26 protein-coding genes, 1 tRNA gene and 5 pseudogenes are annotated in these 26079 nt (G+C 67.5%); 13 read left to right on the forward strand and 19 right to left on the reverse strand.

Annotated features, from left to right (window positions below; all coding sequences use genetic code 11):
• Nucleotides 1–32 precede the first annotated feature (32 nt).
• The 8 genes and pseudogenes from AB0A61_RS20505 to AB0A61_RS20540 all read right to left on the reverse strand — a co-directional run.
• Entirely contained in the window at nucleotides 33–839 is an 807-nt protein-coding gene (locus tag AB0A61_RS20505; protein ID WP_361293732.1) for an SDR family oxidoreductase, read from the reverse strand.
• Nucleotides 840–843: 4 nt separating this feature from the next.
• Nucleotides 844–1626 (reverse strand): phosphopantetheine-binding protein, encoded by a 783-nt coding sequence (locus AB0A61_RS20510; RefSeq protein ID WP_361293734.1) that lies wholly within the window; start codon nucleotides 1624–1626, stop codon nucleotides 844–846.
• A 23-nt stretch (nucleotides 1627–1649) separates the two neighbouring features.
• Nucleotides 1650–2411: an ABC transporter permease gene (locus AB0A61_RS20515; RefSeq protein WP_361293737.1), complete on the reverse strand. Its 762-nt coding sequence runs from the start codon at nucleotides 2409–2411 to the stop codon at nucleotides 1650–1652.
• Nucleotides 2395–3300: an ABC transporter ATP-binding protein gene (locus tag AB0A61_RS20520; protein WP_361293824.1), complete on the reverse strand. Its 906-nt coding sequence runs from the start codon at nucleotides 3298–3300 to the stop codon at nucleotides 2395–2397. Before AB0A61_RS20520 ends, AB0A61_RS20515 begins: the two co-directional genes overlap by 17 nt.
• A 51-nt stretch (nucleotides 3301–3351) precedes the next feature.
• Complete coding sequence (locus tag AB0A61_RS20525) at nucleotides 3352–3885, reverse strand: hypothetical protein (protein ID WP_361293740.1); 534 nt, start codon at nucleotides 3883–3885, stop codon at nucleotides 3352–3354.
• 117 nt (nucleotides 3886–4002) lie between these two features.
• Entirely contained in the window at nucleotides 4003–5169 is a 1167-nt protein-coding gene (locus AB0A61_RS20530; protein ID WP_361293743.1) for an LLM class flavin-dependent oxidoreductase, read from the reverse strand.
• Nucleotides 5170–5196: 27 nt separating this feature from the next.
• Complete coding sequence (locus AB0A61_RS20535; RefSeq protein WP_361293746.1) at nucleotides 5197–6189, reverse strand: Ldh family oxidoreductase; 993 nt, start codon at nucleotides 6187–6189, stop codon at nucleotides 5197–5199.
• A 540-nt stretch (nucleotides 6190–6729) separates the two neighbouring features.
• Nucleotides 6730–7121: pseudogene (locus AB0A61_RS20540) on the reverse strand (MFS transporter); the annotation flags it as partial.
• A gap of 300 nt (nucleotides 7122–7421) precedes the next feature.
• Here AB0A61_RS20540 and AB0A61_RS20545 point away from each other — a divergent pair.
• Nucleotides 7422–8128, forward strand: a pseudogene (locus AB0A61_RS20545) (helix-turn-helix domain-containing protein); the annotation flags it as partial.
• Nucleotides 8129–8189: 61 nt separating this feature from the next.
• Here AB0A61_RS20545 and AB0A61_RS20550 read toward each other — a convergent pair.
• A complete protein-coding gene (locus AB0A61_RS20550) occupies nucleotides 8190–8843 on the reverse strand; it encodes a class I SAM-dependent methyltransferase (RefSeq protein ID WP_361293749.1) in 654 nt (217 codons plus the stop codon).
• Nucleotides 8844–9118: 275 nt separating this feature from the next.
• Here AB0A61_RS20550 and AB0A61_RS20555 point away from each other — a divergent pair, with 275 nt between their 5' ends.
• Together AB0A61_RS20555 and AB0A61_RS20560 are read left to right on the forward strand one after the other, a co-directional pair.
• On the forward strand, nucleotides 9119–9364 hold the full coding sequence (locus tag AB0A61_RS20555) for a hypothetical protein (protein WP_361293752.1): 246 nt from the start codon (nucleotides 9119–9121) through the stop codon (nucleotides 9362–9364).
• 577 nt (nucleotides 9365–9941) lie between these two features.
• Nucleotides 9942–10151 (forward strand): hypothetical protein, encoded by a 210-nt coding sequence (locus AB0A61_RS20560; protein WP_361293755.1) that lies wholly within the window; start codon nucleotides 9942–9944, stop codon nucleotides 10149–10151.
• A 527-nt stretch (nucleotides 10152–10678) separates the two neighbouring features.
• Here AB0A61_RS20560 and AB0A61_RS20565 read toward each other — a convergent pair.
• Both AB0A61_RS20565 and AB0A61_RS20570 read right to left on the reverse strand, forming a co-directional pair.
• Nucleotides 10679–11125, reverse strand: coding sequence for a hypothetical protein (locus AB0A61_RS20565; protein ID WP_361293758.1), 447 nt, complete (start codon nucleotides 11123–11125; stop codon nucleotides 10679–10681).
• Nucleotides 11122–11781: a hypothetical protein gene (locus AB0A61_RS20570; protein ID WP_361293761.1), complete on the reverse strand. Its 660-nt coding sequence runs from the start codon at nucleotides 11779–11781 to the stop codon at nucleotides 11122–11124. The genes AB0A61_RS20565 and AB0A61_RS20570 overlap by 4 nt, the downstream gene beginning before the upstream one ends.
• 478 nt (nucleotides 11782–12259) lie before the next feature.
• On the opposite strand from AB0A61_RS20570, the gene AB0A61_RS20575 reads away from it, so the two are divergent.
• Nucleotides 12260–13369, forward strand: a complete 1110-nt coding sequence (locus AB0A61_RS20575) for a substrate-binding domain-containing protein (RefSeq protein WP_361293764.1) — start codon at nucleotides 12260–12262, stop codon at nucleotides 13367–13369.
• A gap of 81 nt (nucleotides 13370–13450) precedes the next feature.
• Here AB0A61_RS20575 and AB0A61_RS20580 read toward each other — a convergent pair.
• The 4 genes from AB0A61_RS20580 to AB0A61_RS20595 form a co-directional block, all read right to left on the reverse strand.
• Nucleotides 13451–13524: transfer RNA gene (locus tag AB0A61_RS20580), tRNA-Met, on the reverse strand.
• A 182-nt stretch (nucleotides 13525–13706) separates the two neighbouring features.
• Nucleotides 13707–13952 (reverse strand): hypothetical protein, encoded by a 246-nt coding sequence (locus AB0A61_RS20585; protein WP_361293767.1) that lies wholly within the window; start codon nucleotides 13950–13952, stop codon nucleotides 13707–13709.
• Complete coding sequence (locus AB0A61_RS20590; RefSeq protein WP_361293770.1) at nucleotides 13903–14331, reverse strand: MerR family transcriptional regulator; 429 nt, start codon at nucleotides 14329–14331, stop codon at nucleotides 13903–13905. Before AB0A61_RS20590 ends, AB0A61_RS20585 begins: the two co-directional genes overlap by 50 nt.
• Nucleotides 14328–14855 carry a DinB family protein gene (locus AB0A61_RS20595; protein ID WP_361293773.1) on the reverse strand — a complete coding sequence of 176 codons (528 nt, stop codon included), beginning with the start codon at nucleotides 14853–14855 and terminating at the stop codon, nucleotides 14328–14330. The genes AB0A61_RS20590 and AB0A61_RS20595 overlap by 4 nt, the downstream gene beginning before the upstream one ends.
• A 460-nt stretch (nucleotides 14856–15315) precedes the next feature.
• Here AB0A61_RS20595 and rox point away from each other — a divergent pair, with 460 nt between their 5' ends.
• The 3 genes and pseudogenes from rox (at nucleotide 15316) to AB0A61_RS20610 (ending at nucleotide 17830) form a co-directional block, all read left to right on the forward strand.
• Nucleotides 15316–16743 (forward strand): rifampin monooxygenase, encoded by a 1428-nt coding sequence (rox, locus tag AB0A61_RS20600; protein WP_361293776.1) that lies wholly within the window; start codon nucleotides 15316–15318, stop codon nucleotides 16741–16743.
• A 66-nt stretch (nucleotides 16744–16809) separates the two neighbouring features.
• A pseudogene (locus AB0A61_RS20605) lies at nucleotides 16810–17001 on the forward strand (IS5/IS1182 family transposase); the annotation flags it as partial.
• A gap of 85 nt (nucleotides 17002–17086) precedes the next feature.
• Nucleotides 17087–17830, forward strand: coding sequence for a methyltransferase domain-containing protein (locus AB0A61_RS20610; RefSeq protein ID WP_361293779.1), 744 nt, complete (start codon nucleotides 17087–17089; stop codon nucleotides 17828–17830).
• A gap of 9 nt (nucleotides 17831–17839) precedes the next feature.
• Here AB0A61_RS20610 and AB0A61_RS20615 read toward each other — a convergent pair whose 3' ends face one another.
• The gene (locus AB0A61_RS20615; RefSeq protein WP_361293782.1) at nucleotides 17840–18016 is read right to left on the reverse strand and encodes a hypothetical protein; all 177 of its coding nucleotides are present in this window, start codon (nucleotides 18014–18016) and stop codon (nucleotides 17840–17842) included.
• A 120-nt stretch (nucleotides 18017–18136) separates the two neighbouring features.
• Nucleotides 18137–18391, reverse strand: a pseudogene (locus AB0A61_RS20620) (ABC transporter permease); the annotation flags it as partial.
• Between the two features lie 30 nt (nucleotides 18392–18421).
• Here AB0A61_RS20620 and AB0A61_RS20625 point away from each other — a divergent pair.
• Nucleotides 18422–18538, forward strand: coding sequence for a hypothetical protein (locus AB0A61_RS20625; protein WP_361293827.1), 117 nt, complete (start codon nucleotides 18422–18424; stop codon nucleotides 18536–18538).
• A 308-nt stretch (nucleotides 18539–18846) separates the two neighbouring features.
• Here the strand turns inward: AB0A61_RS20625 and AB0A61_RS20630 are convergent, their stop codons facing one another.
• Complete coding sequence (locus AB0A61_RS20630; RefSeq protein ID WP_361293785.1) at nucleotides 18847–19602, reverse strand: helix-turn-helix domain-containing protein; 756 nt, start codon at nucleotides 19600–19602, stop codon at nucleotides 18847–18849.
• Nucleotides 19603–19828: 226 nt separating this feature from the next.
• On the opposite strand from AB0A61_RS20630, the gene AB0A61_RS20635 reads away from it, so the two are divergent.
• The 4 genes from AB0A61_RS20635 to AB0A61_RS20650 all read left to right on the forward strand — a co-directional run bounded on the left by AB0A61_RS20635 (nucleotide 19829) and on the right by AB0A61_RS20650 (nucleotide 25383).
• On the forward strand, nucleotides 19829–20494 hold the full coding sequence (locus AB0A61_RS20635) for a DUF4097 family beta strand repeat-containing protein (protein WP_361293788.1): 666 nt from the start codon (nucleotides 19829–19831) through the stop codon (nucleotides 20492–20494).
• Between the two features lie 51 nt (nucleotides 20495–20545).
• Entirely contained in the window at nucleotides 20546–22822 is a 2277-nt protein-coding gene (locus tag AB0A61_RS20640) for a DPP IV N-terminal domain-containing protein (protein WP_361293791.1), read from the forward strand.
• Nucleotides 22823–22952: 130 nt separating this feature from the next.
• Nucleotides 22953–24434: an alpha/beta hydrolase gene (locus AB0A61_RS20645; RefSeq protein ID WP_361293794.1), complete on the forward strand. Its 1482-nt coding sequence runs from the start codon at nucleotides 22953–22955 to the stop codon at nucleotides 24432–24434.
• Between the two features lie 745 nt (nucleotides 24435–25179).
• Nucleotides 25180–25383, forward strand: a complete 204-nt coding sequence (locus AB0A61_RS20650; protein WP_361293797.1) for a hypothetical protein — start codon at nucleotides 25180–25182, stop codon at nucleotides 25381–25383.
• Between the two features lie 46 nt (nucleotides 25384–25429).
• Here the strand turns inward: AB0A61_RS20650 and AB0A61_RS20655 are convergent.
• A pseudogene (locus tag AB0A61_RS20655) lies at nucleotides 25430–25567 on the reverse strand (IS200/IS605 family transposase); the annotation flags it as partial.
• Nucleotides 25568–25592: 25 nt separating this feature from the next.
• Between AB0A61_RS20655 and AB0A61_RS20660 the strand changes: the two are divergent.
• The coding region (locus tag AB0A61_RS20660) for a transposase (RefSeq protein WP_361293830.1) at nucleotides 25593–26079 on the forward strand (487 nt) is incomplete at its 3' end.

Consider the following 26079-nt stretch of genomic DNA (forward strand, 5'->3'; position numbering starts at 1 on the left):
TCCACTCCCAGGCCGGGGCGTTGACGGTCGATTCAGTGCGGAATGGGACCCACGTCGGCGCCGGCGCCCTTGCCGCGCAGTACTGAGGTCAGCCAGCCGCCGTCCACGTTGAGCACCTGTCCGGTGATGTAGCCCGCGGCCTGCGAACAGAGCAGAAGGATGGTTTCCGCCACCTTCTCCACCGGTGGTGGGCCCAGTGGGGACTCGCGTGCGCACATGTCGAGCCAGTCACGGCTGCTGGAGAAGTAGCGCAGCGACAGACTCGGGAACGCCGTGGTGCGCACTCCGTTCACGGTGATGCCCAGCGGCGCGAGTTCGAGGGCGAGCGAGCGCACCAGGGCCTCGCTGGCCGCCTTGGCGGCACCCACCACTCCGTAGCCGTGCGATGCCCGGATCGCACCCATGCTGCTCATGTACACGACCCGTGAGCCTGCGGGCATCAGCGGGGACAGGTGCCGGGCCAGGGTGACCAGGGAGTAGGAGTTGACGCCGAAGGTCCGCTCGAACATGGGGAGGGTGGCATCCATGACACGGGCCTCCGAGCCGCCGGCTGCGCAGTGGACCACGATGTCCAGCCGGCCGAACTTCTCCCCGATCAGGTCGGCCATGGCGGCGACCTGTTCCTCACTGGCGACGTCGGCGCAGACGTAGTGGGCCTGGCCGCCGTTCTTCCTGATGGTGCGCGCGACGTTCTTGCCGTCCACCGCGGTCGAGGCGGAGTTGACGATGACCCTCGCGCCCTGGTCGGCCATCAGCTCGGCCACTTGCCGCCCGAGGCCACGGCTGCTGCCAACGACCAGCGCCACCTTGCCGGTGTATCCGGGCAAGTCCTCTCGCACGGCCTCAGGTCTCCTTTGCCAGGCGACCCACGATGTAATCGGCCATCTTCCCGATCGTGGCATAGTCGCGCATGAGGAAGTCCTCGTCCATGGTCAGGCCGTACTCCTCGCGGACCTTGGCGAGCGTCTCCACCTGTTTGATGGAGTCGATACCGAGGTCGACCTCGAGGTCGAGGTGGTCTTCGAAGACATCGGCGGGATAACCGCTGACTTCGGCTATCAGTTCCACCAGGCGGCCCTTGACCTCGTCGACGGTGACCGTCCGGCGCACCGGTTCCGACTCGTCCTCCTCGTCGGGGTCGAAGAAGTCGAGCGGCTTCACCGTCCCGGTGGGGGCCGGCACCGCCCGGTGCTCCGGCTGGGGAGCCGGCGGCGGCGCGGTGACAGGTGCCTCGGCAGGGTTCTCCGCTCGCCCCGGAAGCTCCGGAAGCCTGGGCGCGGCGATCTCGGTCCCGTCCGCGGAGGACGGCGGCGCGTCGAGGCTCGCCATGCCCCCCTCACGGGATTCCTTCGCTTCCTCCTGCCGGGGGTCGATCCGCGTGACCGTGGCACTCACCGATGGTGAGTCGGCCCGCGCCTCGCGGAGGCCCGCGGGCACCCTCCGGCCGCCCAGAGCGGTGAACGTCGCCCAGGTGTCGAGGATCAGGCGCCCCCATGTCTCGGGGTCGTTCTGCAGCGAGCGGAGGAGTTCCTGGTCGACGTCGCGGAGCGAGTCTCCGCCGAACAGCACGCTCCAGGCGAGTCGTGTGGATGCTGAGACACCATCGAGTGTCTGTGTTTCGGACATCGTGTCCTCCTGTAGGCGGTCTTCTAGTTGGCCTTCCATTGCATGCGCGAACCAGAGAACCAGAGGGTGATTGCGGTGAGCGCCACCAGGACGAGCAGGTCGAGCCAGATGCGCCCGGTCACCGGTCCGACGAGCACTTGCCGTATCGCCGATGCCGCATACGTGGTCGGACTCACATGACTGATGGTCACCAGCCACCCCGGAAGGCGATTGGCAGGGATGATCACCGGCCCGAAGAACAGCAAAATCATCGTGACCAGCAGGGTGAGTGAGCTCGCCTCTTCCTGGCTTCTCGTCACGATCCCGATGACCGCGCCGATACCCGCGAGGGACAGCACGCAGAGCGGGATGACGAGGACGACCAGCCAACTCACCGAGAGGTGAACGCCGAGAATCAGTGATCCGAGGATCAGAGTCATCAGGAGTGCCGGCGCGGAAAGCGTGAAGAACGCCAAAACCGTGGCCAGGATGACCATATAGCGACGCACCGGAAGAGTACCAAGAAAGTCCAGAGTCCCCATAGCCTTCATGTAGGCAAAGTTCTGGGCGACCTTGTTCTGGTTCTCGAACATGAGCGACAGCAGAATGCTGCCCGTGAGTACGTAGACGAGAGACTCCTGTCCCCGCCCACGGGCGAAAGCGCCCAGCGCTGCAACAGTCATGAGAGGGGTGATGATTCCCGTGACCATCATGGCACGCCAGGACCATCGCCAGTTGGAGAGTTGCATGAGCCAGAGGTCGACGAACTGGGCTGCCAGCCCCGGCCGTTCAGTCTGAATTCGCATAGTGCAGATACAAATCTTCCAGAGTCGCCGAGTAGAGCCTGTAGTCGATCGATTCGTGCAGCCTCAGCTCGGACAACAACGCGGGCGCACGGTCACGGGGAACCGAGAGGACGACGTGGTCCTCGCTTTTCCAGTTCTGCGGTATGTCGGCCGGGAGCGCCGGCACTTCACCAGGGGGCAGCCACACTTCGAGCCGCATATGGTCCAGTAGCGTCCGTTTCAGCTGAGCCGGCTGGCCGATGGCGAGGAAGCTGCCCTTCCGCATGATGCCGACGCGATGGACGATACGTTCCGCCTCGATCGCGTCGTGCGTGATGAAGAGGATCGTCGTACCGTGCTCGGCATTGAACTTCCGCAGCACTTCCCAGACGTGTTTGCGGTTGACCGGGTCCAGGTCGTTGGTCGGCTCGTCGAGTACCGCGACGGGCAGGCGGCCGGCGGTGGCCAGGGCCAGTTGGAGAAGGCGCTGCTGGCCGCCCGAGAGGCGGGAACTCGACTTGTCCCGGACGGGGCCGAGTTGCCACGTCTCGATCATGGCGTCGCGTTCGCGGGCCGCGTCCCGGCGTGACATACCGCGCAGGTGCGCGGCGAAGTAGATGGCCTCCTTCACCCTCAGACGGTTGAGCGCCATGCTGCTCTGCGGCATGTAGGCGACGGTCCGGCTCACGAACATTGGATCCCCGGGCACCGACTGGCCGAAGAGCCTGATCTCGCCCGACGTCGAGCGCAGCAGGTTCACCATCTGTCTTACCAGCGTGGTCTTTCCTGCTCCGTTGTCCCCCAGTATTCCGAACACCTCTCCGACGCGGATGTCCAGGGACACATCATTGGTTGCCGCTTCGGTCTGACGTGGGTAGATCTTTACGAGATGCTCGATCTCGTAGGCCACTTCGGTCAATTCACTCTCGTTTCGCGCACGAGCGGCGTAGCTGACACGGAATCAGAGCTCGTAGTAGACGCTGTGTCTCTTGTCGAGGGCCAGACGGTCATCGAGGATCTGTCCACTGTATCTACGCGACTGTTTTTCGTAGTAGTCGTACTTGCGTTCCATGTCGATGTTCTCGGTGGCCACCATTCCGAAGATCTGGTTCGGGGTGACCGACATCAGGTCGATGTCCATGCCCAGAAGGTCGAAGCGTTCAAGGGCCAGTGTCTCCTCGACCTCGGGGTTGAAGTAGTACTCCCCCTCGATCAGCCGGGTTTCGCGACTGCCGAAGTCCATCATCCAGGTGCGCCCCTCCAGGGACATCTCCATGGCGATGTGCGCGGTCGAGGGAATGAAGCCCGGAACCCTTCGCTCGTGGTAGACGATGGTGGGCTGGATCCCATGGCGCTGGAGCACCGCGGAGGCCACCAGCGTCCGGTCGGGACACGGGCCGAAGGCCATCACGTCCCCGTCGGCCAGGATCATGGGGACGGTGCGATTGCCGAAGACCTTCCTGATGCGCTCCATGTCCCAGACGGTCTTGGGCACGCTCTGATGGATGAGATCCACCACCGAGAGCAAGAGATTGGACCCGCTTCCGCAAAAACTGGGAATTCTGAGTTCATCGTGCATACGCCCCCCCTTGCAAGAATTGCGTTCGCACAGTCATGCGGCAATGTTCGGCGTCGGTGCGATGCCGCGACGGCGCAGCTCCGGCAGCACACCCTCACCGACCCAGTAGGTCTCCTCCAGATGCGGGAAGCCGGAGAGGATGAACTCTTCGATACCCAGGGCCGCGTACTCCTCGATGCGGTCGGCCACCTCCGTGTGGCTGCCGACCAGCGCCGTGCCCGCTCCGCCCCGCAGCAGGCCCACACCGGCCCAGACGTTCGGGTAGATCTCGAGGTCGTCGTGACGCCAACCGTCGCGAAACGTCTTGTGCAGAGCACTCATGCGTGCCTGGCCCGTGGACTCGCTCGCCGCCAGCACACTCTGCACTTGGGCCACATGCACTGGGTCCAGACGGTCCAGCAGTCGTGCCGCTGCCGCCCACGCCTCCGCGGACGTGTCGCGGGCAACCACGTGGAAGCGGATTCCGAAACGGAGGGTGCGCCCCTCCTTCGATGCCAGTTCCCTCATCCAAGCCAGCTTCTCGGCCACTTGTGCGGGAGGTTCCCCCCACGTCAGGTAGGTGTCGACGTGGCGCGCGGCTACGGGTCCTGCGGCTGCGGACGAACCTCCGAAGTAGATCTCGGGCACCGGGCTCGGAGGTGTGGCGACGGTGGCGCCCCGGACGTCGTAGTACTCGCCCGCGTAGTCGAAGGGCGTACCGCTCCACGCCCCTCGGAGCACGGTGAGGAACTCGGCGGTCCTCGCGTAGCGCTGCTCCTTGCCGAGGTGGTCGCCGAAGCGGACCTGCTCGTCGTGTTCGCCGCCGGTGACCACGTTCAGCAGGAGCCTGCCCCGCGAGAGCCGCTGGAACGTGGAGGCCATCTGGGCCGAGAGGGTGGGCGAGACGAACCCGGGCCGGAAGGCGACCAGGAACTTGAGGCGCTCGGTCTCGCGGGCCAGCGCGGCGGTGACCAGCCATGCGTCTTCGCACCATGTTCCAGTGGGGGTCAGAATCCCGTCGAAACCCTGGTGCTCTGCGGCTCGCGCGACCTGTGCGAGGTAGGTGATGTCCGGGGCTCTGAACCGGTCGGCTCCACCCTCGGGTGCGTGGTCACCGCCGGCGGCTGTGCCATGTGTACCGTGCGTGCCTACCGCCAGTGACCGTCCGTCGCTGGCAGTAGGGAGAAACCAATGGAACTTCACAGTCGGTTGTGCTGTCATCGCGCCCCCATGAATAGCGGAGAACCGTCAGTCGGATGCGAAGTCGCCGACAGCTCGTGCCTCCAGCCGACGATAGACGGATTCAGGTATTTCCAATTCCCCCGAAGCGATGACAGTGCGCAGGTGCGCCCGGCTCCGGCTTCCTGGCACACGAAAAGGCTGCGCATCTCGTGCGTCGACGCCTTTCATCACTTGGACAAGTTTTGAGTTGTCCCCCGCGAACTCGGAACATTCCCCGCCGAAGGAAGGGTCGATCGCGATGAACGTATACCCTGTGGTCCATGTGGAGTCGACGCCAGGACCCATGGGGAAGCCGAAGAGGGATCCGGTCATGATCTGAACGAGCAATGAGATGGCAAATCCCTTGTGGCCACCGAAAACCATGGCTGCCGCGGCAGCATGCGGATCGGTCGTAAATTCTCCGTCAAGATCGACAAAACTGTCGGCCGGCAGTTCCGCGGCGGCACGCCGGGCCTCCCAGAGCACCCCCATTGGCGCCCTTGTTGTGGCCATGTCTACAACAAGTGGCTCGTCATCCGTAGGGACCGCGTAGCTGATCGGATTGACGCCGAGAAAGGGTGTTCTGGCCCCCTCGACCGTGCTGTCGGCCCGGGAGGTGTTCATGACGATCCCCAAGAAACCTGCCCTGGCCAGGTACTCTGTCCAAGGAGACAGCACGCCGTAGCGCTGCGTGTTGATCATGCCTACGATGCCGGCCCCCAGCTTGCGCGCCCGGTCGGCCGCAACATTCACCGCGTAGTGCGCACTGACCGGCCCGATCTCGCGTTGCGCGTCCACGACGGCGAGCACGCCACGCTCGCGTACGATACGCGGCGCTCCCTGCCGCTCCTTGAAGAACTGCGCTTCGAAGCAGAATTTCGCCACGCCGTGCGAGCGCTTCCCCTGGATTTCGCCCAGAAGGTAGTGGTCGACGACGAGCTCCACTGAATCCGCCGGCACCGCGGCCTGTCTGCATGTCTCAGTCATTAGGGCACGTACCTGGTCGACACCTGCCCTCACCAGGCGACCTCCGGGTGGGCAAGCCCATACTGCCCTGGAATCGTGCGGTCCCTGAACTTCGCCGTCAATTCAGTTGACGGCATGACGAATGGCGCAGCACCCAGCAACACTCAGCCCCCCGTTCCGCGATACAGCCTGGCCGGATCTCCTCGCGCTGACTCTTTTTGTTCGCCCCTCGGACCCCGAGACTTACATATTCCAAGAATGTCGTACAACTATACGAGCCGCAAATGACTGGAAACCTTCCCCAAGGCTTCCCAATGACTTTACCAGGCGTACACAAAAAGACGCAGTGCGTTCACGCCATTCTGACTACTCAGGGCGATCTTGACTGGTGCGCCACTACGTAGGGAAATTACGTAGCGTAACCCCACCCAGTCGGCGACCTCTCTTCAACGTCTCAGCCAGGAGCGGGTGGCCGAAAATGATCGCCTGCCCTCGTAAGCCGGATCCGCGTCCACACCGGCCGCGTGCCGGGCGACGTGCCGTGTCCGGTCGCTGACCTCGGAGGTGGTGAAGGGGCTCGAGTTCGACTGGCCGCAGGACGCCGCCCGCTCCTCCCGCCCCGGAGACCGCGCCCCACACCCCCAGCGCTCTGGCGCGCCCGGGGCCGGACGGGAACAGGTCCATGGCCAGGGCGAGCGCGGCCGGGGCGATGGCGGCGGCACCGAGGCCCTGAAGGCACGGGCCGCGATCAGCACGCTGGGGGAGGCGGCCAGTCCCGCTGCCAGCGTGGCCGCCGCGAACAGCGCGAGGCCGATGATCAGCACCCGGCGGCGCCCGAGCAGGTCGGCCGCCCGGCCTCCCGCCAGGAGCAGCGCTCCGAACGCCAGGCCGTAGGCGTTGACCACCCAGGTGGTGCCACTGTCCGACAGGCCCACCCCGGCGCGGATCTGCGGCAGCGCGACGTTCACGATCGACGTGGCGAGCATGACGGTGAACTGGGCCGCTGTGAGCACCGTGAGTACGGCTGCCTGCCGAGGGACGGACGGCGTCTGCCCGGGCTGCGTGCGTTGGAGGTCGTGGCGCACAGCCTCAGGCGGGGTGGTGTCCACTATCCAGGCCCGTCAGGGGCCTCGACTGTCCACACGTGTTCACCCGGTCCCTGCCGAAGGCGTGCGCCTGTGGTTCTTATCGGGTGCCGTGCAACTCCTGCTGCCCCGGGGGTCCGCAGAGCGGGTCCAGGCCCTGACACGGGTGGGGGCGGTGGCGCAGGCGGCGCAGGAGGCACGGCCGTGATCGTGCTGGCTTCGGCTTGCGGAAACAGCGTCCCGGTCATCGCCCGGCTCGTGCAGGCCGACGAGGACACCGTCGACGAGGACACCGTCCGCGATGTGGTCCACAAGTTCAACGAGATACGGCTGGCCCGTCTGGACCCTCGGTGGGCGAGACGCCGTTCCCGCCTGCTCGACCGTGACAACGAGGACTTCGTCATCCAGACGGCCACCACCCGCCCCAGTCTGCTCGGCCTGCCGTTCAACGCGCTGGTCGGTGCGGAAACTCGCCGCCTACCTGCGCAGAGCCCCGGGGCGGTGCATACGCATCGGCCGGGAGGCCCTGCGGTGCCTGCTCATCCGACACCAGATCACCTTTCAACGGACGAAGACGTGGAAGGAGTTCACCGACCCGGACAAGGATGCCAAGTTGGACCGGACCGAGTACGCCCTCCACGAGTGCCCCGACCGCACCTTCGCCTTCGACGAGTTCGGCCCACTCGGCATCCGCCCGACCGTCGGGGCCTGCTGGGCGAAGCAGGGCAAGCCCGACCGGCTCCCGCCACCTTCCACCGCACCCACGGAGTGCGCTACTTCCATGGTTGCTACGCAACCAGAACGCACGCCACCCCGACGTCCTGGCCGCCCAGCGGCGCGAACGCGCCCGCATCCGCAGCGAGAAAGGCATCCGCTGCGGCGGCCGCCCTCTCAACCCCGCGGCCTGACCGCCGGGCCGTGACCGTCGGCGATCTGACACGAGCGGCCTCGCCGCAGGAACAAGCCCCGTCAGGGCTTTTCGGGCTTGCGGGCCAGCAGGCAGGCGTGCGGTCTGTTCACCCGTCCGCCAGGCTCCTGCTCCAGCCTCGCGGTGACGACGAGTCCGGCCTGCTCCAGCAGGCCGATCGTGCGGTTCAGGGGCAGGAGGTACGACTCGTAGGACACGGGATGGCCATAGCCCTGGGTCGGCTGCAGCCGTTCATCGCCGACATAGTCTCCCCAGAGCAGGTAGCCGCCGGGGGCGAGCGTGCGGTGGAACTCGGCGAACACCGCCGGCAGCCACTGCGGGGGCGTGTGGTGGGTGGAGTACCAGGCCAGGATGCCGCCGAGCTCGTCGTCCCTCATCTCCAGCGCGGTCATCGAGCCCTCGGTGAACCGCAGGTTCGGATAGGCGTGCCGGGCCAGCCCGATCATCTTCGGTGACAGATCGACGCCGAAGGCGGACACTCCCAGCCCGGCCAGGTGCGCCGTCACGCGGCCGGGGCCGCATCCCAGGTCTGCGACCGGCCCCAGACCGGCCGTCCGCACGAGTTCGGCGAACCCCGCCAGCATCGCGCGTGACAGCGGGTCCATCTCGGCTGGAGGCGGGACGCGTTCGACGTAATCGGCGGCGACCGTGTCGTACGACTCGCGGACGGCGGTCAGAAAGGAGGGCTCAGCCATGCCGGCGACCCTAGACCAGAGAACTGACAGGCCGTGTCACGACCTTGAGTTGACCTGCGCGACATCCACCGCCGTAGACACTCGGCCATCACACCACTCCGGTGATCGTTTCCGGTCAGAGCACTAAGCGGTTTCGTTCGAACCAGTCGTCCTTGGTCCGGGTCTGCCCGTTGAGTGACGCGCAGTGGGCGCGGATCGAGCCGTTACTCCCGGACCGGCGGGGTGGCCCGTGACGCACTGGGTCCATCCCCGAGAATTACGGCAACTGGCGGGCTGTGTACAACCGGCTGCGGAAATGGGCCATCGGCGGCACCTGGGCGCGGGGGTTCTCCGCGTTGCTGGCCCAGGCCGATGCCGACGAGAACCTCGACTGGGCCGTCTCGGTGGTCTCCACGATCGTGCGTGGCTCCCACGCATGCAGCCGCGGCGAGCAAAAAGGGGCCGCGGCCGACGAACCGGCCGGCCACGCCATCGGCCGGTCCCGAGGCGGGCTGACCACGGGGATCCACCTCGCAGGGTGACGGCCGCTGCCGACCCCCGGCCTTCCCTCTCACCGCCGGAGAGGCGGGCGACGCACCCGCCTTCCGTCAGGTACTGCAACGTCTGCACGGCCTGGACGCTCCCTGACCCGTGGTGTCCCGGCGGCCTCTGGCCTTTGCTGACGCCGATGGGACAGAGCAAGCAGCGCATCCCGAATGCCCCCACGCCGTGAATCTGCACATCGAATGCCTCAACCGCAACACTCCGGTCGCGAGATCTGCACAAGTACACGCTGGACGCGCTCGGTTGGTACGGAGCGTCAAGTTCGGAACTATTACGGCGGTGCCAGCCACCCTCGGGCCCAAGTAAGTTGTAGAGAAGCTGCCCTCAAATAGTGGTCGTTTCTGCACGGATGCGTAGACCAGGCTTCTAGCTGCCCTGGTGGCAGCACCCTTTGACTGGATGCTCGGCGTTGCTCCGTGATTACATCCATTGCGCTGCCGGCGTCGCGCGAAGATTTTCGGAACGGGACGTCGCGCGCCTGTAGCCGCGGCTCGCCGTTTGTCCCCGGATGAGCCGCTCCCCATGCCGAACATTCAAACGAAGGGAAGTCTCACCATGAACTCCGCTCCCCAGGTTCAGACCGATGAGATCTCCGACGCTGAGCTCGACAACGTCTCCGGCGGCCTCAGCCCGCACGCCAGCGTCATCGCCGGACCCACGGCAGTCAGTGACTCGGACGTCCTGGCTCAGGTCGACGCAGCCAAGAGCGAGGCCCTGGGAGCCACGAGCCAATACCACCAGGCCGGCGCCTTCGTCTCCTTCTGATCGGTAGCCTCCCGCTGCTGAGCCGTCGGCAGTTGTCGAGGATGCTCACAATGAAGCGCCCTCCCACGGCCCCAGAGGGGCCCGGGAGGGCGCTCGTACGTCACGGGAAGACCCGTGGTGAGCACTACATCAGGAGTCCGATCGGGGCTCGGCACTGACCTGGCCCCCGACCACGCCGGCCATACCGGACTGCGTGGGAGTGCCGGCGTCCGGCGCCGTTGATGTCACTCGCGGATGTCAGAACGGGGCAACCGCGTGCGCCCGCTGTATCGATGGTCCTGTGGTTGACCTGGAGCGCACCAAAGCAGGGACCATGGCGTACTTCCGAACACTCGATGAGGACGCCACCTTGCGGCACCACTTCCGCCACGCTGACGCGGAGGGCGGCCTGTGGTACATCGAGGCCATGCCCGACCGCGGCGAGTTGACCGTCATCAAACAGGCCGAGCCGACTTCGGCCGACCAGCTCCTCCGGTACAGCTGGGAGCACTTGGAGGAAGAGCATGGCGGCCTGACGGACCAAACGGTCAATACTGAAGAGGGTCCGCTGGAGGCCATCCAGGCCATGGCTGCTGTTGGCAGCCAGGGATCGGCACGGGGGCACAGTTGTTCGGGTGGTTGTCCCGTACTTCGAAGTGGTGCAGCGTTACGACGCCAAGGCTGTAGATGCCTCCCCCGTCGGTGTAGGCGGTGTTGTGCTTCACAGTGGAGTCGCGCAATGTCAGGTTCCCAGGGCCGATGCTGTCGTTGTAGATTCCACTGCCAAAGTTTCCGGCGATGTTGCCGCTCACCACGGAATCCTCACGCAGTTCGGTCTTGCCCTGATTGTAGATACCACCGCCGTCGGTGCCTGCACTGTTGTCGAGAACTTGGGAACGATACAGCGTTGCTGAAATATTGGTGCGTTCGACAAGGATGCCACCGGAGTCACTGGTTGAGGAGTTCTTGTTTACTGTGGACTTGGTGAGCGTCAAGGTGCTGTTGTCGAAGCTGTCGATGCCGCCGACCTCGCCAGAACTGTTATGACTCCGGGGTCACGGCGGCGCTTCTCGATGACGGGGACGAGGTAGGCCTCCAGTTGCTCGGCGCAGTCCATGCAGTGCCGACGGCGTTCGGGGGTGAGGATGAAGCTGGTGATGAACTCGACGACCCCACTGTGCCAAGCAGCGACCTGCTGCCAGTCCTTCTTCTCCAGGCCGAGCACGTCGAGCGTCACGTAGAGGGCGAGGGGTCGGCCGAAGTCGTTGACGAGGTCCATCCGTCCACGGGGAAGGAAGGGTGCGATGAGCTCTACGGCGTTGGCATGGATGGCGCGTATCTGGTCTTGCAGGGCCTGCCCGGTGAAGCCGCGGACGACAATCTTCCGCTTGGCGGTGTGCTCGGCCCCGGTCATCTGAGCGAGGATCAGCCCGCGCATCACCGGCTCGGCACGTACCTGCAGCGTTTCGGTCGTGAATGCCTCATGGTCTGTCAGCACCCGCTTCACCTCCCGGTAACGCGAAAGGAAATAGCTGTCGATGGCCGGCTCGTAGTGCACCGGGGCCTGCTCCCTCAGCCGCGCGAAGTAACGGTAGGGGGAGGCGGCGAAGTCCTCGGACAGGACGCCGAATCGGGGATTGACCACGGGCACGGCGGAAAGCTTCTCAAAACTCGCGCAGAGAGTAGGAGCCCGGGGGGCTGGAGCGGGACATCAACGGTCTTGGCGAACTCGGCCAAGCGGGCCGCGGCCTCCACCTCGTCAACGCCCTGACTGGTCAAGGGGATCACGCCGAGACCGAGAGAACCGTTGTCCATCAGGGATGCGGTTCGTCCAGGGTGCCCAACCGTGCCTCTCCGTTGGTGAGGTCCACGAGCATGGGCCTTCCGTCGGCTTCGGTGCAATCGCCTGTTGACACACACCGCGAGGCCGGCGAGCCGTGCACGCCAGGGCATCGCGGAACGCACCACGGCCAGGCGGCGTCTGGGCCACATCGACGGCGAATTTGTTACGACAACATCTTGACGTGTCACATTGCTCGCCGCTTGGCTAGGGCACTCGGGTCGCGACGCTGCTCCCTGGTTCGGAAGGCCCCCCTGACGTGAACACACCTACCACCCGTAGACCGACTGTGCGCGGTACCGCCACAGCCCTGGCCGTTTCCTCCTCCGCACTTTCACTCGCCGCATGTGGCGCCATCGGTGGGAGCGGCGGGGACGGCAGCTCCGCAGGCCCGAAGCGCGATGACATCACGGTGGGGCTGCTCCTGCCCGACCGGGACACGGCGCGCTTCGAGAAGTTCGACCACCCCGTCATCAGCAAGGAGGTCGCCTCGCTCACACACGGCAAGGGCAAGGTCCTCTACGCCAACGCCGAGGCGAGCGCGGCCAAGCAGAGCCGGCAGTTCCAGCAGATGGTGGCTGACAAGGCAGACATCATCCTGGTGGATGTCGTGGACGCCAAACGCATCGCGCCGGACGTGCAAAAGTCGAAGGACGCAGGCATACCGGTCATCGCCTACGACCGCCTGGCGCAGGGTCCGATCGACGCGTACGTCTCTCACGACAACGAGCTCGTCGGCCAGGTGCAGGGCCGCGCGATCGCCGAGACGCTCGCCGCGAAGGCACCGGGCGGCAAAGTCGTCATGATGAACGGCGATCCCGCGGACCCGAACACCGCGCAGTTCAAGGAGGGCGCGCTCAGCCGGCTCCAGGGCAAGGTCGACATCGTCAAGCAGTACGACACCGACAAGTGGTCGCCCGCGGTCGCCAAGGCGCACATGAAGCAGGCGATCCAGTCGGTGGGGCTGGACCACATCGCCGCCGTCTACGCGGCCAACGACGGCATGGCAGGCGCGGTCATCGACGCGCTCAAGGAGGCAGGCGCAAGCAGGATCCCGCCCGTGACCGGGCAGGACGCGAACCTGGACGCCGTACAGCGGATCGTCGCCGGCGAGCAGTACATGACCGTGTACAAGTCGTTCATTGACGAGGCCACCTACGCCGCACAGATGGCAGTGAACAAGGTCCAGGGCCATGACATCGCATTCGACGCGCTCACCCGTGACCACGTCGACAGCCCAACGCAGAAGAACATTCCTGCAATGCACGTGCCCGTGGTCAGCCTCACCAAGGACAACATCAAGAACACAGTGATCGCGGACGGTGTTTACACCGTCCAGCAGATCTGCACCCCCACCTACGCTGCCCAATGCGCGGCCATCGGACTGAAACTGAAGTAGCGCAGCACATGCCGGACACTCGGTCGACACAGCCAGTCAACAACTCGGGCCCGCCGCATCAGGCGACGGGCCCGGTCGTCGTGGCCGAGGCGGGATTTGAACCCGCGACCTCTGGGTTATGAGCCCAGCGAGCTACCTACCTGCTCCACTCGGCGGCTTCCGCCATAAGACGCCAAGCCGGTTCAAGACGAACCATTTCCGAGGAGTTACCGAGCGTCGATTCCCAACCAACGGCCCCCTCCCCTGGGCAGAAAGGCTGCAGAACGGGCTCCGGCTGCAGATCGCTGAGCGCGCACCAGCTCGCGAGGTTGCGGCGTCCGGTGAGCGCCCCGCCCTCTCAGACTCCCTCGAAGGGATGGGCAACATCGGCGACGTGTTCGCCCGCCCTCGCGGTGGCCCAGCTCGGGTAGTAGATCTCCCGCGCGCAGGCGTTGAGGGACAACCCGCGCGAGGTCAGCCAGCCGGCGAGTGCGTCGTGGGCCGGGAGCACGGCGGGATGGCCCTGCTCCGGCTTGGTGAGGGGGATGAACGCCTCACGGTGCGCGGCTTCCAGGCGTACACCGAGGTCGCCCGAAGGCTCCACGACCGCCTCCACCTGCCCGCAGCAGTGCGATGCGGCGGGCGCACTCCACCTGGTCGGGGCCGTAGTAGCGGAATCCCGTCACCGGGTCGACGCGGACTGGTGGCAGCAGCCCCCGGTCTCCGTACAAGCGAAGGGCTTTCCGGCTGAGTCTGGTTCGAGCGGCGAGTTCGCCGATCGTGATCAAGTCGCGCACCCCGTCACGGTGAACCCTCCCCCCACGGGCACGGGCACGCCTGCCCCGTGCCCCCGGCTGCGGGACCTGTCGCCAAACCCTCCCGCTGATCCTTTGCACCAGGGGCTGACCACCTGCCGTCGGCCGACCGGGGCAGTCGGCCTGCACCCCCGATGCGCGGCCCTTCACCGCGCAAGCACGCCTCACGCCCCGGTCACTCCATCGATCCGCTCGCGGATGAGATCGGCATGACCGTTGTGCCGTGCGTATTCCTCGATCATGTGCACCATGATCCAGCGGAGGGAGACCCCCTGATCGCCGACGTGACCCGCTTCCTGTTCGGACAGGTGACCACAGTCGTCCAGCGATGCGTCAGCAATGCGCTGGCGTCCGCCATGGACCTCCGCCTGCCAGGCAGCCATCACCTCGTGGAGTCCTCGGTCCGGCTCAAGGGCAAAGCCGTCGCCATTGTTCTCCCCGAAGACCGGGGGCACATCCTGGCCTGCGAACACACGCTGGAACCAGTTGCGCTCGACCTCAGCCATGTGCTGAACGATGCCCAGCAGCGTCATCGACGACGGTGCCACTGAAGCCAGCCGTAATTGATCATCTTCGAGGCCCGAACATTTCAGGGCGAGTGTCGCGCGGTGAAAGTCCAGCCACGCTTCCAGCATGGCACGCTCGTCGGCATGCGCGGGCGGAAGAGGCCGTCCATCCGGTGTCGTCTTCATGAGCACACCCTGGCAGGCGCAGCCGTGACCTGCGACCGTCTTCGCGGGAGACGAACACGCCAGGGACGAGCCCCCGGGTGTGTTCGGTCGGCGGTTGGCAGCGGCATCGCCGTAGGCGGCGCGTCACCGCTTCGGGAGCAGCTGTCCGTCCGCTGCGAACGAGAAAAAGCAAAGGCAAGGAGTCAGCCACTCCTTGCCACTCTCAACTTATAGCGCACGGGGGGCCTTGCGGCAAGCCCCGGGGCGTGATGCAGAATCTCCGGCCGAGGCCGGGAACTGCGGAAATCAGGGATTCACGACGTACGCGCTTTTTGACGGCACGTGGGTCTCCGGAACGCCGGACCGCGGGTGGGACTCGCGCTGCGGTTGCGGGGACTTGGCGCACACCTGCGGGTGCGCGCTCCGCCGGACTGCGCGGAGCAGCCGGCCGGAATGCAAACATGTTGAGTGGGGGGCTTGGATGATTGACGTAATCGTTGTCGGGGGCGGACCGACCGGCTTGATGCTCGCCTGCGAGTTGCGGCTCCACGGCGTGCATGCGCTCGTGCTGGAGAAGGAGGCGGAGCCGACCAAGGTGGTCCGCGCGCTCGGTCTGCACGCACGCAGCATCGAGGTGATGGACCAGCGCGGTCTGCTGGAGCGGTTCCTCGCGCACGGCCGGCAGTACCCGCTCGGCGGTTTCTTCGCCGCCATCGACAAGCCCGCGCCCGACCGCCTGGACACCACGCATCCCTACGTCCTCGGCATCCCACAGCCCACCACCGACCGCTTGCTGGCCGAGCGTGCCGGCGAGCTCGGCGCAGAGATCCGGCGCGGCTGCGCACTGGTCGGGCTGAGCCAGGACGAGGACGGGGTGACCGCCGAGCTGGCCGACGGCACACAGCTGCGCTCGCGCTACCTCGTCGGCTGCGACGGCGGCCGCAGCACGGTGCGCAAGCTGCTCGGCGTCGGCTTCCCCGGTGAGCCCACCAGGGTCGATACGCTGCTGGGCGAGATGGAGGTGGCCGTGCCGCCTCAGACACTGGCCGCCGTGGTGGCCGAAGTCCGCAAGACCCAGAAGCGGTTCGGCGTCGGGCCGATGGGAGACGGGGTGCACCGCGTCGTCGTACCCGCCGAGGGGGTGGCCCAGGACCGCTCGGTCCCGCCGACCCTCGAGGAGGTGAAACAACAGCTGCGGGTGTTCGCCGGCACCGACTTCGGCGTGCACTCACCGCGCTGGCTCTCCCGCTTCGGCGACGCCACCCGGCAGGCCGAGCGCTACCGGGTCGGCCGGGTGCTGCTGGCCGGCGACGCGGCGCACGTTCACCCGCCGATGGGCGGGCAGGGCCTCAACCTCGGCGTCCAGGACGCCTTCAACCTCGGCTGGAAGCTGGCCGCCGCGGTGGGAGGCTGGGCACCGGAGGATCTCCTTGACAGCTACCACAGCGAACGGCACCCGGTGGCCGCCGAAGTGCTGAACAACACCCGCGCGCAGATGGAGCTGCTGTCCACCGAGCCGGGCCCCCAGGCGGTGCGCCGGCTGATGTCGGAACTGATGGACTTCGAAGAGGTGAACCGGTACCTGATCGGGAAGATCACTGCGATCGAGGTCCGCTACGACTTCGGCGAGGGCCACGAACTGCTCGGCCGCCGGTTGCGGGACCTGGGGCTGAAACGAGGGCGCCTGTACGAGCTGATGCGCGGCGGCCGCGGGCTGCTGCTCGACCAGACCGGCCGGCTTTCGTCGGCGGGCTGGGCGGATCGGGTCGACCACGTCGTCGATGTCAGCGAGGAACTGGACGTGCCCGCGGTACTGCTGCGGCCGGACGGCCACGTGGCGTGGGTCGGTGACGACCAGCAGGGACTGCTCGAGCAGCTGCCCAAGTGGTTCGGCGCTGCTGTCAGCTGAGCGCGCTCGTACGCCGTGCGGATGGGTCGGGCGGTGGTGCACCGCATCCTTCCCGGAGTGCCCAACCGGGTCCGCGACCGAGGCATCGTGTCGGCCACCGCCCGACGCGGCACGCGGCATGGCACGGGGCTGGGCACCTGCCCGGGGGAGATCGAGCGCACCTTCGCCCGGCTCCACGGATTCCGACGCCTGCGGATCCGCTGGGAACGGCGAGCCGACGTCCACGAAGCGTTGCTCGAACTCGCCCGCTGCCTGATCACGCACGACAACTCAGGTCACCGTGTCGGCCGTTGTCAGTGCATAAGCGGGCCGGGGAGCACACCCGCTTCGCATACTGACTGGCATGGCCACCTATGACTCACTCGGCACGACGTATGCCCGGACACGACAGCCCGACCCGCGGATCGCGGCGCAGATATGCGCTGCACTCGGGACCGGCACCGATGTGATCAACGTCGGAGCGGGCACCGGCTCGTACGAACCGCCGCAGACGACCCTTGCGGTTGAACCCAGCGAGGTCATGATTGCCCAGCGGCCGCCGGGATCCGCGCCCGCTGTGCAGGCGGTCGCGGAACGCCTCCCGCCGGCCGACAACGCCGCCGACGCCGTGATGGCCCTGCTGACCGTCCACCACTGGTCCGACCTTGCAGCCGGAATCGGCGAACTGCGCAGGGTCGCCCGCCGCCGTATCGTCATCCTGACGTGGAACCAGCACATCTTCCGTGAGCGTTTCTGGCTCGTCCGGGACTACCTCCCCGAGGCAGCCGCGTACGACGACACCCGAGCCACACCCACCGACCAGCTGGCCGCCCTGCTCGGCGGAGCGCGTCAGGAACCTGTCTGGATCCCCCATGACTGCCTGGACGGATTCGGTGCCGCATACTGGCGCCGCCCCAGCGCGTACCTCGACCCCCAGGTGCGCGCGGGAATCTCCATGCTCGCCCAGGCCAGTGAGGACACCATCACTCCTGGCCTGACCCGGCTCGCCGAGGACCTGGCGACCGGCCGCTGGCACACACGTCAGGCCGAACTGCTCACGCTCGACACCATCGACGTCGGGTACCGGCTCCTCGTGTCCGACCCCTGATCATGCTGCTTACTGGTAGACCGTGCTGATGGGTGTGGAGACGCCGGCGCCGCTGTTGGGAGCCAGATAGGAGGTGGTCCACAGGGCCGCTGTCTTGTTCGGGTAGCCGTACAGATAGCCGCCGTTGCCGCATCCGTAGTTCTGGCGCACCTTGATACCGGTTCGACCCAGCGTGCGGTACTTCACGGTTCTCCTCCTGTGGGGCTGATGACCACTGCGGCGCGATGTGCGCACGCAAGCGGAACCAGGAGGGGCACCTTGAACGACGGCCCGACGGACAGGGGGCGGCCCCGCCGGGACGGGCTCTCAGCGCTTGGTGTTGCTGTTGAACAGCGAGCGCGACCAGAGATGGCCGGCCAGGGCCGTTCCGGCGCACCAGGCGAGCGAGATCCAGCCGTTGTTGCCGATCTCCGAGCCGGAGAGCAGGCCGCGCAGCGTCTCGGTCATCGGCGTGAACGGCTGGTACTCGGCGAACCAGCGCAGGCCCGGCGACATCGAGTCGGCCGGCACGAACGCCGAGCCGAGGAACGGCAGGAACTGGATCAGCAGCGGCTTGTTGCTCAGCCCGACGCAATCGAGACCTTCCACAGGCTGGACCTCGACGGGGACGGTCATATCTCCCGGCAGGAGTTCATCCGGGCGGCACACGAGTACTTCTACTCGAACGACCCGAACGCTGCGGGGAGTCTCTTCTTCGGACACATCTGACCCCGCCTGCCCCCTATGGCGGGTCCGGGTGCTGTTTGCAAGTCCCAGAGTCACCCGTTCGGCCAAGCCGCGCGGAGGGCCCCGGCGGCGGCCGGTCCTCCGCGCGGTTTTCAACGCAGAACTGTCGCGTCTCGCACCCTTGGGCCGACAACAAGCCGCGTCCAGGCGGTTGTATCGACACGCGGCCGAATTTTGCCGACCCCACGGGCCCCGCATGAACGAGGCCGCCTGGCGGGCACGCGATGGGATCGGCCCAGGGAGAAGGATCCGGCGCGGGCACGACTGACTGTGACCATCGAGACGGCCGTCTATCCGCGGTCCGAACTCGGCGTGGCACTGCCGCCTGACGTCGTTTCGGGTTTCGTGTAGAGGATCTCGCGGGCCTGCTCCGCGGCGCGGGCGATGCTCTCGCCGACGAAGTCGACGAAGCGGGCGATGTTCTCGAGGCGGGCGGCGGCCGGGGTGTCGGGGCCGAGGATGCCGACGCCCTGCCGTGCGGTCTCGGCGAGCCGGGCGTTGGACCGTGCGGCGGCGAGCATCCCCTGGTACCAGACGTCGTCGTCGACGACGTAGCGCTCGCGGCGGCGTTCGTCGCGCTCCCGGCGGATGAGGCCCTGGCTCTCGAGGAACGTGATCGCTTTGGAGATGGACGCCGGGCTGACCTGGAGGCGCTGGACGAGTTCGGACGCGGTGAGGCTGCCCGCGTCGGTGGTGTAGAGGCAGGTCAGCACCCGCGACATCATCTTGGGCAGGCCCTGTTGCATGAGGAGGGTGGTGAACATCTCCTCGTACTCGCGCACGGCCTCGGCGTCCCGTCCGTGGGCCTGCGGGGGTGTCTTCGGGTCCCGGGGCGCGGCCTGCCTGCGCCGGTGCGCGCGGCGTTCGGTGGCGCGGTGGGCCAGGTCGGCACGGTAGGCGGTGGGGCCGCCGTTCCGCATCACCTCACGCGTGATCGTCGAGGTGGGACGGTCCAGACGTCTGGCGATTTCCGCGTAGGCGAGCCCGTCGGCCAGCCCCAGCGCGATCTGCTGGCGCTCCTGCTGGGTGAGCCTGCCTCCCGGCATCGCGATCTCCCTTCACGCTTTCCTGATGCCGCCAGCATAGCGTTCACTCCAGGCCCAATGCAACGATGAGGATGACTGACGTTGCGTTAGCTCCAGATCTATTGCAACGATAATTAGCCCTTGACCTGCACTAATACTGACGTAGTGCAACGAACTCGTTGCGCCATCCTTGAACGCAACGTAGCGTTTCCGGCGTCAGAAACAACAAGCGCAGTAGGAGACCACGATGCAGAAGTTCGACACCCCCGCCCCGATCTCCGCCGTCCTCGACATCCCCGCGGGGCGCGTCCAGTTCATCGCCGCAGACCGGGCCGACACCACTGTCGAGGTTCTGCCCGCGGACGCCTCGAAGGGCCGCGACGTGAAGGCGGCGGAGCAGACCAAGGTCGCATACGGCGACGGTGTCCTCCGGATCGAGGCCTCGGCGAAGAACCAGATCCTGGGCGCTTCCGGATCCATCGAGGTGACGGTCCAGCTGCCCGCCGGTTCCCGCATCGAGGCGAAGGCGGCCAGCGCCGAGTTCCGGGGCGTCGGACGGTTCGGCGACGTCGCCTTCGAGGGCGCGCAGGGCTCGGTCAAGCTCGACGAGGCCGCGAGCGCCCGCCTCACCCTCCTCGCCGGGGACGTCTCGGTCGGCCGCCTGGGCGACCCCGCGGAGATCAGCACCCAAAAGGGCGACATCCACATCGCCGAGGCCGTGCGCGGCACCGTCGTGCTGACCACCCAGGCCGGCGACGTGTCGGTCGGCGCCGCCCACGGAGTTTCCGCCTCCCTGGACGCCGGCACCACCTACGGCCGGATTCACAACGCACTCAAGAACACCGAAGGCGCCGCCGACCTGAACATCCGCGCGACCACCGCGTACGGCAACATCACCGCCCGCAGCCTCTGACGGAGCATCCATCCGGCAGGCCCGATACCGACACCGAGGAAGGAAAAAGGAATGAGCACTACTGAGGACTACCAGGCCGCCGAGCAACTCCTCCGCCGACCCGTCCGCCCTGGCGAGCTCGTCATCGGCGACAAGGTCAGGCCGCAGTGGATCGACGGAGGCGCCCGTTTCTGGTACGCGGTCAGCAATGGCGTCGGCAGGCGGTTCATGCTGGTCGACCCGGCGGCGGGCACCCGCGAGCCCGCCTTCGACCACGCCCTGCTCGCCGCCGCGCTGGCCGCCGCCTCCGGGCAACAGGTCGACCCTGAGGCCCTGCCGTTCATGGCCATCGAACTGGCCGGGAACGCCGTGGAGTTCGACGCGTTCGGCGAGCATTGGCGCTGCCGCCTGGACAACTACAGCTGTGAGCGGGCCGAGTTCACACCGCCCGGCAACCCGATGGACGTGCCGTCACCCGACAAGAAGTTCGCGGTGTCCCGGCGGGGGCACGACCTGTGGGCGCGCTCGCCGGCCGACGGCCGCGAGTGGGCGCTGACCACCGACGGCCGGCCCGACCACCAGTACGGCTCCGGCCCGGACTGCACGAGCAACGGCACCCTCCTGCGCAAGTTCGGCCTGCCGCACCTGCCGCCCGCGGTGGCCTGGTCGCCCGACTCGACAAAGGTGCTGGCGCATCGGACCGACGAGCGCGGCGTCCGGCAGACCCACCTCATAGAGGCCAGGCCCGCCGACGGCAGCGCGCCCCTCGTGCGCACCCAGCGCTACGCCTACGCCGGGGACGAGCAACTGCCGCAGGCCGAGTTGGTCGTGCTGGACGTCGCCGAGGGCAGGGTGGTCCGCGCGCAGGCCGAGCCGCTGCTCATGCCGCAGTTGTCGCCGGTCACGGGCAAGTGGGCGTGGTGGGCCCCCGACGGCTCGGCGGTGTACTACCTCAGCCAGCCGCGCGACCTGCGCACGCTCACCCTGCACCGGCTGGACCCGGACACCGGCGAGGTCACCACTGTGCTCAGCGAGACCGGGGTCACCCGGGTGGAGCCCAACCAGTGGTTGTACGAGCCGCCGATCGTGCGGGTGCTGGCCGACGAGGTGCTGTGGTACTCGCAGCGGGACGGCTGGGGCCACCTGTACCGGTACGACCTGCGCACCGGCGCGCTGCTCGGGCAGGTCACCTCCGGGCAGTGGGCGGTGCGGCAGATCCTGCGCGTCGACGAGGCCGAGCGGGTGGTGTACTTCATCGCCTCCGGGCTGGTGGACGAGGATCCGTACCGGCGCACGGTGTGCCGCGTCGCTCTGGACGGCTCCGGCTTCGCCAAGGTCACCGACGACGAGCTGGATCACGTCGTCACCATGCCGGACGGCCAGGAGTACTTCATCGACTCCGCGTCCACTGTCGACACCCCGCCGGTGACCCGAGTCCGCGACTGGGCCGGGCGGGTGCTGGTCGAGCTGGAGCGCGCCGACATCAGCAAGCTCAGCGCCACCGGCTGGACGCCGCCGGAGCGGTTTTGCGTCAAGGCGGCCGACGGGGTGACGGACATCTACGGGGTGCTGTACCGGCCGCGGGGGTTCGACCCCGCCCAGCGCTATCCGGTGGTGGACACCATCTACCCCGGCCCGCAGGTCAACCGGGTCGACCCGTGCTTCGATCCCGGCGGGATGGGCCTCGACGCCGAACCCATCGCGGCGCTGGGCTTCGTGGTGGTGGCGGTCGACGGGCGCGGCACCCCAGGGCGGAGCAAGTCCTTCCACGACGCCTCCTACGGCCACTTGGCCGACGCGGGTTGCCTGGCCGACCACGTCGCGGCGCTGCAGCAGCTGGCCGAGAGCCGGCCCTGGATGGACCTGGACCGGGTGGGCGCCTTCGGCCACTCCGGAGGCGGGTTCGCCGCGGCGCGGGCGATGCTGGACTTCCCCGAGGCGTACAAGGCCGGTGTCGCCCTCTCCGGATACCACGACGCCCGCTTCTTCAACCAGGCTTTCGTGGAGGCCTACGACGGCTCGGGCAACCCCGAGGCCTGGGCCCGTACCTCCAACGTGGACATCGCAGACCGGTTGGCGGGCAAGCTGCTGCTCATCCACGGCGAACTGGACGACCAGGTCCACCCGGACCACACGCTGCGGCTGGCCGACCGGCTCCTCGCCGCCGACAAGGACTTCGAGCTGCTCATCGTGCCGGGGGCCGAGCACATGTTCATCGACTGCCTGGCCTACGTCCGCAAGCACTGCTGGGACTTCCTGGTGCGCGAGCTGATGGGCACGCGGCCACCCGCCTACCGCCCCGCCCCCATCGTCATCGGCCCCGAGTTGCTCGGCGAGCTGTTCGCCTGAGCGCGACACACGGACGAGGTGTTCGCCGAAAAACCCGCCCGAGAGCAACAGCTGCCGCAACACAACCCTTCGGCCGTCCGCCTCATCTTGCTTTTCGGTAACAGCCGAACTGACTTGAAAGCAGGACCACTTGCCCAGCGCGACCTCTCCCCTCGTACGGCGTGGTGCGGCCGTCGCTGCCGCTCTCGGGCTCGTTGCTCTCGCGGGGCCGCAGGCGGCCGACGCGGCGTCGGCCGCCACGGGGCCCGCGGCCCTCCACTGGTCCACCTGCCCCGCAGGCTCCGACGCACCTCGCGGTACCTACTGCTCCACCCTCCGAGTGCCCCTCGACCACTCCAAGCCGAACGGCCGGCAGATCAAGCTCACCTTGTCGATGGCCGGCGACGTCAACGCCCCGCGTACCCTCGTGGTCAACCCGGGCGGTCCGGGTGAATCGGGTATCGGTACGGCGAAGTTGGTGTGGAGTTCGCTGCCCCAGGGTGTCGCCATGCGGTACAACGTGGTCAGTTTCGACCCGCGCGGCGTCGGTGCCAGCACCCCGGTCTCCTGCGGGGACACAAGGAAACTGATCAAGCATCCGGCCGCGCCGTACACGCCCGCGACGGATGCGCAGGAGCAGGCGCGACGCACCGTGGCGCGCAAGATCGCCGAGCAGTGCCGAGCGAACTCCCGTGACCTGCTGCCGTACATCACCACCGAGAACGCGGCCCGCGACATGGACCGGATCCGTGCCGCGTTCCACCGGGACAAGCTGGACTACCTCGGGTATTCGTACGGCACGAAGCTCGGCGCCACCTACGCGACGCTGTTCCCTTCGCACACCGGCCGCATGATCCTGGACAGCGTCGTCGATCCGACCGTCACCACCTATGCCTCGCAGTACGAGCAGGATCCGGCGCTCCAGCACCGGGCCGGCCAGTTCTTCGCGTGGGGGGCGAAGAAGGACGGTACGTACCACCTGGGCGCCAGTGCCGCGAAGGTGTCAGCCGCGTGGAACGCCGTCCGCAAGCAACTGGACGCTCGCCCCGCCGGGGGCAGGGCCGGCAGTGCCGAGCTCGACGATCTGCTGGCCTCCGCCATGTACACCGATCTGGACTGGGGCAACGTGGCCCAGGCCGTCTCGGATTACCGGCGCGGGGATGCGAGCACGCTGCTCGGCGCGACGGACCAGCTCGCCTTCGGCGGCGTGGACCCGGCCCAGCTCGCCTACAACTGCGTGGACGACGCGTGGCCCCGCGACTGGGCTACGTGGCACCGGGACACGACGGCGTCGGCCCCTGACGCTCCGCTGTTCGCCTGGCTGAACACCTGGTACAGCGCACCGTGCGCGTTCTGGGAAGCGCCGGCAGCACGGCCCGTGAAGATCGGCTCGGCGAAGGTGCCGCCCGTCCTGCTGCTCCAGGCGAAGGACGACCCGGCGACCCCGGTCGTGGGCGCGCGGCGCATGCATCAGGCACTGGCCGGTTCCCGCCTGGTCGTCGCCGGAGGCGGCAATCACGGCCAATACCTGTTCGACGGGAACACCTGCATGGACCAACACGCCAGCCACTATCTGCTCACCGGACGCCTCCCGGCCGACGACGCCACGTGCCCTGCGGCCCTGGCACCGTGAGCGGAACCGGTGACGGTCGCGGCTGACGACCGCCACTGAGCCCCCAGGGCCGACCGGCCTGACGGTCGGCGGCTCCTCAGGTCGACGGCACTCGGCATTTCGCCCCCCGCCGTTGCACGCCCGATCCTTGCGCAGCCCTGAACACCCAGCAAGGCCACGGGCCGAGCCGGCACGTCGAACGGCAGACACTCCTCGCCCGGGACGCCTATGGCACCCACCATCAGGCCCCGGGTACCAAGGTTCCCGACATCAGCCGACTGGCGTGGGAATACTGGCCGGCCGCGGGTCCGGGCCAAGAGGTCCTCGGCGCTCTTCCCGGCCGCCGCGTCCTGGACCTCGGTTCGGGGATCGGCAAGTTCCCCGCCTACCTCGCACGCAGGGGCGCCCGCGTCGATGCCGTCGAAAGCGCCCGCGCCCAGCACGAGCGCGCCGTCGCCCGCTGCAGCGGCCGGACTGGCCCCGACCCGCTGCTCCTTGCGCACCCGCGTTGGCGTGCAACGTCTTCTCCATCGAGGCGCTGCCGGCGAACAGCGCCACACCACATGGGCGCGTGATGTGCTCGTCGTCCCAGTCGAGGCCCACCGGCCTCACACGGCGCGGTTGCGGCGTGTGCGTGGGGCTTGACCCCGGGCGCTCCCGGTGTGTGACGGGCCGGAAATTCGATCTTCCTACGGTGCTGGTCGTAGGGTTGCCCGCCGTCGGCGGGACACCCCGGCACGGTACACGCGCGGCGGGTGGGGGTTCGGTGGCAGCCGGCTCGACGGACGGCAGCGTCCGCACGGTCTGCTCGTACTGCGGGGTGGGCTGCGGGATCGTGCTCGACATCTCGCGGAACCCGGCCGACGGGCGGCGGCGTGCGGCGAAGGCCTCCGGTGACAAGGCGCACCCCGCCAACTTCGGCCGCCTGTGCACCAAGGCCGCCGAGCAGTGGCTTCCTCCTCGCCGTTGAACTGCTGCAGGTCGGCCTCGAAGTTGGCGCACACCTCCCGCATGATCTCTTCGCAGTGCGTCAGCATGGCGTCGGTCATGGCCTTGCGTCGGTATTTCGTGACGAAAACCAAGTGGACGTGCAGGTTGCAGACAACGTGACGGCCGGTGCGCACGGCGGGATTCGGGTTCCAGCGTGGTGCCATGAACCACGTATGTATGGTGATCGCTATGCGGCTCAGGTACGGGTTCCGCCTCTACCCGAGCGCCGGTCAGCGCACCGCGCTGGCAAGGGCGTTCGGGTGCGCTCGGGTGGTCTTCAACGACGCGTTGCGCGTCCGCGAGGACGCCCGTGCCGCCGGGCTCCCGTTCGTCACCTTGGCCGAGTTGTCCAAGCGACTGGCCGCGTCGAAGAAGATGCCGCAGCGGGCGTGGCTCGGTGAGGTGTCCTCGGTGATCCTCCAGCAGTCCCTTCGGGACCTGGACGCCGCGTACCGGAACTTCTTCGACGGCCTCAAGGGCAAGCGCCCGAAGATGGGGGCGCCCCGGTTCAAGTCCAAGCGGGACATGCGGCAGGCGATCCGCTTCACCGCGAACGCCGGATGGAAGATCACCCACGGCGGAAAGCTGCGCCTGCCCAAGGTCGGCGACGTGCCGGTGAAGTGGTCGCGTACCCTGCCGTCCGTCCCCACCACCGTGACCGTGATCAAAGACAGCG

Source organism: Streptomyces sp. NPDC046197, from assembly GCF_040646295.1.
Classification (GTDB): domain Bacteria; phylum Actinomycetota; class Actinomycetes; order Streptomycetales; family Streptomycetaceae; genus Streptomyces.

What these genes read in the sequence shown, in the direction of transcription:
- AB0A61_RS20510 (WP_361293734.1), bottom strand. Translation starts at nt 1,626, where the DNA reads ATGTCCGAAACACAGACACTCGATGGTGTCTCAGCATCCACACGACTC.
- AB0A61_RS20610 (WP_361293779.1), top strand. Translation starts at nt 17,087, where the DNA reads ATGGCCACCTATGACTCACTCGGCACGACGTATGCCCGGACACGACAG.
- AB0A61_RS20530 (WP_361293743.1), bottom strand. Translation starts at nt 5,169, where the DNA reads ATGACAGCACAACCGACTGTGAAGTTCCATTGGTTTCTCCCTACTGCC.
- AB0A61_RS20630 (WP_361293785.1), bottom strand. Translation starts at nt 19,602, where the DNA reads ATGCCGGGAGGCAGGCTCACCCAGCAGGAGCGCCAGCAGATCGCGCTG.
- AB0A61_RS20560 (WP_361293755.1), top strand. Translation starts at nt 9,942, where the DNA reads ATGAACTCCGCTCCCCAGGTTCAGACCGATGAGATCTCCGACGCTGAG.
- AB0A61_RS20635 (WP_361293788.1), top strand. Translation starts at nt 19,829, where the DNA reads ATGCAGAAGTTCGACACCCCCGCCCCGATCTCCGCCGTCCTCGACATC.
- AB0A61_RS20515 (WP_361293737.1), bottom strand. Translation starts at nt 2,411, where the DNA reads ATGCGAATTCAGACTGAACGGCCGGGGCTGGCAGCCCAGTTCGTCGAC.
- AB0A61_RS20595 (WP_361293773.1), bottom strand. Translation starts at nt 14,855, where the DNA reads ATGAAGACGACACCGGATGGACGGCCTCTTCCGCCCGCGCATGCCGAC.
- rox (WP_361293776.1), top strand. Translation starts at nt 15,316, where the DNA reads ATGATTGACGTAATCGTTGTCGGGGGCGGACCGACCGGCTTGATGCTC.
- AB0A61_RS20550 (WP_361293749.1), bottom strand. Translation starts at nt 8,843, where the DNA reads ATGGCTGAGCCCTCCTTTCTGACCGCCGTCCGCGAGTCGTACGACACG.
- AB0A61_RS20640 (WP_361293791.1), top strand. Translation starts at nt 20,546, where the DNA reads ATGAGCACTACTGAGGACTACCAGGCCGCCGAGCAACTCCTCCGCCGA.